The organism is Saccharopolyspora sp. NPDC002686, from assembly GCF_040295745.1.
GTDB classification, from domain to species: domain Bacteria; phylum Actinomycetota; class Actinomycetes; order Mycobacteriales; family Pseudonocardiaceae; genus Saccharopolyspora; species Saccharopolyspora oryzae.
Genome location: NZ_JBEOVY010000388.1, coordinates 1 through 6747, shown reverse-complemented (window position 1 = coordinate 6747; position 6747 = coordinate 1). Strand labels below are relative to the sequence as shown.

Here is a 6747-nt window from a genome sequence, read left to right as displayed (position 1 = left end):
AGCAGCTCAGGACCCGTGAGTACTTTGGGTCGCTATAGCAACCCAAAACGCTCACGGGTCCTGAGCTGCGGAGATCAGACCCCGGCGAGGGAGACGTCGTCGCGCGTCGTCGCCGGGATGAGCGTGCGGCGGCGCAGCCAGAGGACGGCGGCGAGGACGACGCCCACCGCGCTCGCGGTCAGGAACGACGCCGCCGGGCCGCTGAGCTCGACCAGCTGGCCGCTGACCGACTGGCCGATGGCCGCGCCGAGCGTCACCGAGGTGACCACCCAGCCGAACGCCTCGGTCTCGGTGCCCTCCGGCGCGGCGACCTCGATGGCCATCGAGTGGGCCGTGGACTGCGGCGTGATCAGGCTGCCCGCCACCAGCAGCGCGATGCACAGGCCCCACAGCGTGCCCGGCAGGGCCAGCAGCGTGATCAACCCGGCGAAGCCGAACAGCAGCGCGGGCAGCCGCAGGTGCATCGGACGCGGCCACGGGCGCAGCCCGTAGAGGACGCCCACGACCACCGAGCTGATCGACAGCACGCTCAGCAGCAGACCGCCGACCGTCGGGTAGCCCGCCTCGACCGCCGCAGCCGGCACGCCGACCTCGATGAATCCGATCAGGGTGCCGAAACCCAGCGCGGCGATCGCCACCGTCCGCATGCCCGGGCTGGCGATGGCGCCGAGCAGGCTCGTGCTCCCGGCCGACGGCTCCGGCTGCTGGGCGCGGGCGGCCCGCGTCGAGGCGAAGCCGACGCTGCCCAGCACCATGCACGCCGCGCCGACGACGACGCCGGTCCCCGGCCACGGCATGGCGACCATCAACCCGGCCAGACCCGGCCCGAGGATGAAGAACACCTCCATGCTGATGGCCTCGTAGGAGTACGCGGCGCTGCGCGCGGAACCGGGCGGCAGCAGCTGCGCCCACAGGGCTCGGGAGGCCGGGCCGACCATCGGCTCGCTGGCCCCGACCAGGAACGCCAGCGCCGTCATCAGCGCCACCGGGGCGTGCACCTCGATGACCACGACCTCGATGGTCACCAGCGCCGCGAACACCGCGGACATCACGTACAGCGGCTTCGTCGGCCCGATCCGGTCCATGATCCGGCCCTGCGCGACCGAACCGCAGGCGACGCCGATCAGCGCACCTGCGGAGACGAGGCCGGCGGCGGCGAAGGATCCGGTCTCGCGCTGCACGTAGAGCATCAGGGCGAGGCCGACCATGGCGATCGGCAGGCGGCCCAGCAGCGAGGTGATGACCGGCCCTCGGGCGCCGGGTGCGGTCAGGGCGGTGCGGTAGTCGGCGAGGGACGCGGATTGGGACACGAAAACCAGTATCCCGATACTGGTACGCCAGTACCAACCTGGCGTGGGGTAATTCGCCTCACCAGCGGCAAAAGGGGACTTTTGACCCGATACGCGGTCCGGCGGGGCACGGCACACTTGGAACGTGGCTAGCCGGAACGGGTGAACTCTGCAACCCAGCTCTGGCTAGCTGCGTCCTGGAAGGTGAGAGCACCTTGCTGGCGGCACCGGTCGTCCAGCATCGTCGAGAAAAGCTTTCCTCCGGTGTCGAGGATTCGGGGCCGACGCACTGGAGGATCGGGGGAGCGTGGTTGGTCGTCGGGGGATCAATCACGCACATGTTGGAGGGGCTGGAGCGCCGCGTCGGGGGTGGCGCCCAGCCCCTTCACATGTCCGGGTTCAGTCGCCGCCGCCACCTGAGTCACCGCCGCCGCCCGAGTCGCTGCTGCCACCGGAGTGGCTGCTGCCGCTCGAATCACCGGAATCACTGCTGAAGCTGCTGACCGAGCTTTCCCAGGCGTCGTCGCCCCAGCCGCCGTCGCCGCTGGTGTCCACCGAGCCGCTGCTGCTCGCCCCGGTGACCGGAGCCTGCGTGCCGCGGCGCTTCCGCTCCTGCGCCCGATGAACGGCGATCGCGCCCAGCAGGATCAGCACGGGCACCACGACGTACAAGATCACGTACACACCCCACCCCTCTCGCCAGCTGATCAAGGTCATACCAGGCGAGGCCGACGCAGGGAGGGGAAATCAGGTTTTCCGGGCGCGAAAAAACGCGCGTCGACTGAAGAATCCGGGAAAGCTCCCGGATCCGTCGGCCGACGCGCGTCAGTTCACGCGCGTCTGAGCGCTGCTCAGCGGGCGCGGCGAGCGAGCCGCTCCGGGTCGAGGATGAGCACGCTCTTGCCCTCGAGCCGCAGCCAACCGCGGTGTGCGAAGTCCGCCAGCGCCTTGTTCACGGTCTCCCGAGAAGCGCCGACGTACTGCGCGATCTCTTCCTGCGTCAGGTCGTGGGTGACCCGCAGCAGGCCCGCTTCCTGGCTGCCGAAGCGCTGTGCGAGCTGCAGCAGCGCCTTGGCGACGCGGCCAGGCACGTCGGTGAAGATCAGGTCCGCCAGCATGCCGTTGGTGCGCCGCAAGCGGCGGGCCACCACGCGGAGCAGCTGCTCGGCGATCTCCGGACGCGTGCTGATCCACTGCCGCAGAGCCGAGCGGTCCATGCTCAGCGCGCGGACCTCGGTCACCGTGGTCGCCGTAGACGTCCGCGGGCCGGGGTCGAAGATGGACAGCTCGCCGAACATGTCCGACGGTCCCATGATCGCCAGCAGGTTCTCCCTGCCGTCGGGGGACTTGCGCCCGAGCTTCACCTTGCCGGACTGAATGATGTAGAGCCGGTCACCCGGCTCGCCCTCGGCGAAGATCACGTGCCCGCGCGGGAACTCGACTGGTTCCAGCGACTGTGCCAGGGCCTCCGCCGCGGCCGGCTCCACTCCTTGGAAGATGCCGGCCCGGGCCAGGGTCTCGTCCACCTCGTCCCTCCATGTTGAGACGCGGCGGCTTGCTGTGGTGCCGGACCCGCGTGCGCGCGTCTGGCGGTGTGCCGCCGATCACTACCAGCAATTCTAAGACTGGTCGCGCGAACGGCGAGTACGCAGCCTACCGGCGCGTCCCACCCTGCGAAGCTGGAACAACTCCAGCGCTCGTCCAATACCTTGCCGGAACAGCGCCCGAACCTCGTCGGGACGGGCGTTCTCCAGCAGCTCTTCCACCTCGTTCTCCTGCACCGCCACGTGCCGCAGGCGGGCCTCCACACGCTCCATGAAGAGCGTGAAGAACATGATCACGAGCGGCACGACGATGACGAACCAGGCAGCCACCATGATTTACATCCTCACGCATGCCGTCGAGCTGGGTGCAACCGGGGTGGGGTTGCCCGGGTGGCGTGATGGTACGGCCACCGTTCGCGTTCGCCCGATCCGTAGTCTGGTGGGGTGTCGGATCAGGCTCGAACCAAGAAGACCAAGTCCCGTGCGGGGGGTGAAACCCGGCTGGGCCTGGTGAGGCGAGCTCGCCGGATGCAGCGCGCCCTCGGCGAAGGATATCCGGACGCGCACTGCGAACTGGACTTCGACACGCCGCTGGAGCTCGCGGTGGCCACGATCTTGTCGGCGCAGTGCACCGACAAGAGGGTCAACGAGGTCACCCCGGCGCTGTTCGCGAAGTACCCGACGGCCGCCGACTACGCGGGCGCCGACCGCACCGAGCTCGAGGAGATGATCCGCTCCACCGGCTTCTACCGGAACAAGGCGGCCTCCCTGATGGGCCTGGGCGCGGCGCTGGTCGAGCAGTACGGCGGCGAGGTGCCCGCCAAGCTCGAGCAGCTGGTGAAGCTGCCCGGGATCGGCCGCAAGACGGCCAACGTGATCCTGGGCAACGCCTTCGACGTGCCGGGCATCACGGTGGACACCCACTTCGGCCGGCTGGTCCGCCGCTGGGGCTGGACCGCGGAGGAGGACCCGGTCAAGGTCGAGCACGCGATCGGCGAGCTCATCCCGCGCAAGGAGTGGACGATGCTCTCGCACCGGGTGATCTTCCACGGCCGCCGCGTCTGCCACTCCCGCAAACCGGCCTGCGGCGCGTGCCTGCTGGCCAAGGACTGCCCGTCGTACGGGGCCGGACCGACCGAACCGGACGTCGCGGCGAAGCTGGTGCGCGGCCCGGAGGCGCCGCGGCTGCTGGAGCTGGCCGGGGTGGCCGAAGAAGTCCCGGCGAGCACCATCGCGCAGGCCGCGGCCAAGGAGCCGGTGGCGTGAACCTGCGCGCCTACCGGAACGAGATCCGCTGGACGATCGTGGTGCTGGTGCTCGCCGTGCTGGGCGTGGTCGCGCTCTGGCCGCGCGACGCCGAGCAGCAGCCGACCGCGACGAACGCACCCGCCCCGCCACCCGCGGCGAAGCCGGTCGATCCGCAGCAGCGCGCCGCCGCGGCGCTCGAGCCCTGCCCGACGGGCGAAGGAGGTCCGGCGCAGCTGGCCGGGATCACCGGCAGCTGCCAGGCCGACGGCAAGCCGGTCGACGTCGGCTCGGCCGTCGCCGGGGAGCCGACGCTGATCAACGTGTGGGCCACCTGGTGCGGGCCGTGCCGCACCGAGCTCCCCGCGCTCCAGGCCTACGCCGAGCAGCCGGGCGCGATCCGGGTGCTCGGGGTCCAGGTGCAGAGCGATCCCGCTGATGGTCTTGACCTGCTCACCGAACTCCGCGTTCACTTCCCCAACGTGCATGACGGCGACAACCGCATCCGGGCCGCGCTCAAGGCGCCCACCGTGCTCCCGATCAGTTACGTGGTGACCGGCACCGGGGAGGTCCGCCGCATCGACCCACCGGTCGCGTTCGAGACGCCGGACGAAGTCCGCGCCGCCGTCGAGCGCACCCTGGGGCGGCAGTGAGCGGCCACCTGCTCGTCGACCCCGCTGAGCTGCCCGAATGGTTGCGGCCGCTGGTCGAACGGGCCGCCGAGCTGGACCCCGGGCACTTCGGCTGGCCGCGCGAGAACCCACCGGCCGACGCCCGGCCCGCCGCCGTCCTGATCCTCTTCGGAGAGGGCGCGGACGGCCCGGACGTGCTGCTGCTGCGCCGGGCCGACGGGTTGAACTCGCACCCGGGCCAGGTTGCTTTCCCCGGCGGCTCGCTCGACGATGTCGATCGAGGACCGGTCGACGCCGCACTCCGCGAAGCCGTCGAGGAAGTGGGGCTGCGGCCGGAGGGCGTCCGTCCACTGGTGACGCTGCCCGAACTGCACGTCCCGCACAGCGGGTTCCGGGTGACCCCGGTGCTCGCGCACTGGGCCGAGCCCTCGCCGGTCTCGCCGGTCGATCCCGGTGAGACCGCCGCGGTGGCGCGGGTGCCGATCTCCTGGCTGACCGACCCGGCCAACCGGCTGCGGGTCGAGCTGACCGGGCGGCACGCGAGCCCCGCGTTCCTGGTGCCCGGCATGTTGGTGTGGGGTTTCACCGGTGGACTGCTGTCCGGGCTGCTCGACCTCGCGGGGTGGGCGCAGCGCTGGAACCGAGGCGATGTGCGGGAGCTCGACGAGGCATGGCGGGCCGCGGAGGAAGCCGAGGACATCGGCTTCGGTCGAACTTGACCGGTCTGAGACCGTGGTGCGGTCTGATCGCCGGGGTGGAGGGGTGAGCGGGTGAACTGGGTCGACCTGCTGGTGGTGCTGCTGGCACTGCTCGCCGCGGTCTCAGGGGCGCGGAGCGGCCTGGTTACTGCGTTCTTCTCGTTCTTGGGCGTGTTCGTCGGCGCGGTGGTCGGCCTGAAGGTGGCTCCGCTGCTGCTGGACCGGCTGGACAGCCCGATCGCCCGCCTCGGCTTCGGCGTCGGGATCGTGGTGCTGCTGGTCGCCTTCGGCGAGACCTTCGGCATGTGGGCCGGGCGCGAACTGCGCGACCGGATCCACTCCCGCCGGCTGACCAAGATGGACAACGCGCTGGGCGCGGTGCTGCAGTTCGTGGCGGTCCTGGTGGTGGCGTGGCTGGTCGCGCTGCCGTTCACCTCGGCGTCCGCGCTGCCCGGCCTGGCCTCGGCGATCAGCCGGTCGCAGGTGCTCAGCGGGGTCAACTCGGTGATGCCGAACTCGGCGCGGCAACTGCCCGGCGACCTGCGCGAAATGCTCGGTGTGTCGGGATTCCCGCAGGCCCTGGAGCCGTTCTCGCAGACCCCGGTGGCCGAGATCGCGCCGCCGGACCAGGCGCTGGCCGACAGCCCGGTGGTGCGCGAATCGCGGACCAGCGTGGTGAAGGTCCGGGGTCGTGCGTCGTCCTGCGCGCGGGCGCTGGAGGGCACCGGTTTCGTGATCGCGCCGCACCGGGTGATGACCAACGCGCACGTCGTCGCGGGCACCGACCGGGTGGCGATCGAGATCGGTCGCGGCCAGTTCGACGCCGACGTCGTCATGTACAAGCCGGACGTGGACGTCGCGATCCTGTCGGTGCCGGACCTGGACGCGGACGCGATGACGTTCGCGCCGGGCGAGCAGCAGCCGGGCAACGACGTGATCGCCCTGGGCTACCCGCTGGACGGTCCGTACACGGCGTCGGCGGGCCGCATCCGGGAGCGGATCAAGCTGCGCGGTCCGGACATCTACGAGGCGCAGACGGTGGTCCGCGACGTGTACACGGTGCGCGGCAAGGTGCAGAGCGGTAACTCCGGCGGACCGCTGATCGACCCGAGCGGCAAGGTGGTCGGCGTGGTCTTCGGCGCGGCGGTCGACGACCCGGAAACGGGCTTCGCCCTCACCGCGGCCGAGGTCGCCGACGAGGTCGAGGCGGCACCCCGCCTCACCACCCCGGTCTCCACCGGCAACTGCACGAGCTGACCCCAGCCCCACCGCGCACCCGTTCCACCGGGATCGACGCAAATTCCATTGAAATCGGAGGTCCGATTTCAATGGAATTTGC

8 protein-coding genes are annotated in these 6747 nt (G+C 70.8%); 4 read left to right on the top strand and 4 right to left on the bottom strand.

From position 1 onward, the window contains the following. Positions 1–74: 74 nt before the first annotated feature. The 4 genes from ABTZ89_RS33350 to ABTZ89_RS33335 all read right to left on the bottom strand — a co-directional run bounded on the left by ABTZ89_RS33350 (position 75) and on the right by ABTZ89_RS33335 (position 3163). A complete protein-coding gene (locus tag ABTZ89_RS33350) occupies positions 75–1310 on the bottom strand; it encodes an MFS transporter (RefSeq protein WP_270947436.1) in 1236 nt (411 codons plus the stop codon). A gap of 378 nt (positions 1311–1688) precedes the next feature. After that, the gene (locus ABTZ89_RS33345; RefSeq protein ID WP_351052303.1) at positions 1689–1973 is read right to left on the bottom strand and encodes a hypothetical protein; all 285 of its coding nucleotides are present in this window, start codon (positions 1971–1973) and stop codon (positions 1689–1691) included. Positions 1974–2140: 167 nt separating this feature from the next. After that, positions 2141–2815 (bottom strand): Crp/Fnr family transcriptional regulator, encoded by a 675-nt coding sequence (locus tag ABTZ89_RS33340; protein WP_179717047.1) that lies wholly within the window; start codon positions 2813–2815, stop codon positions 2141–2143. Between the two features lie 93 nt (positions 2816–2908). Further along, positions 2909–3163 (bottom strand): hypothetical protein, encoded by a 255-nt coding sequence (locus ABTZ89_RS33335; protein WP_029535541.1) that lies wholly within the window; start codon positions 3161–3163, stop codon positions 2909–2911. 198 nt (positions 3164–3361) lie between these two features. Here ABTZ89_RS33335 and nth point away from each other — a divergent pair, with 198 nt between their 5' ends. From nth to ABTZ89_RS33315, 4 genes are read left to right on the top strand one after another with little or no spacing between them, the layout of a single operon-like run. Next, entirely contained in the window at positions 3362–4099 is a 738-nt protein-coding gene (nth, locus tag ABTZ89_RS33330) for an endonuclease III (protein WP_270947516.1), read from the top strand. Continuing rightward, positions 4096–4731, top strand: a complete 636-nt coding sequence (locus ABTZ89_RS33325; protein WP_270947433.1) for a TlpA family protein disulfide reductase — start codon at positions 4096–4098, stop codon at positions 4729–4731. The genes nth and ABTZ89_RS33325 overlap by 4 nt, the downstream gene beginning before the upstream one ends. Further along, positions 4728–5429, top strand: coding sequence for an NUDIX hydrolase (locus tag ABTZ89_RS33320; protein WP_270947432.1), 702 nt, complete (start codon positions 4728–4730; stop codon positions 5427–5429). Before ABTZ89_RS33325 ends, ABTZ89_RS33320 begins: the two co-directional genes overlap by 4 nt. A gap of 51 nt (positions 5430–5480) precedes the next feature. Next, a complete protein-coding gene (locus tag ABTZ89_RS33315; RefSeq protein WP_270947431.1) occupies positions 5481–6665 on the top strand; it encodes a MarP family serine protease in 1185 nt (394 codons plus the stop codon). The last annotated feature ends 82 nt before the right edge of the window (positions 6666–6747 follow it).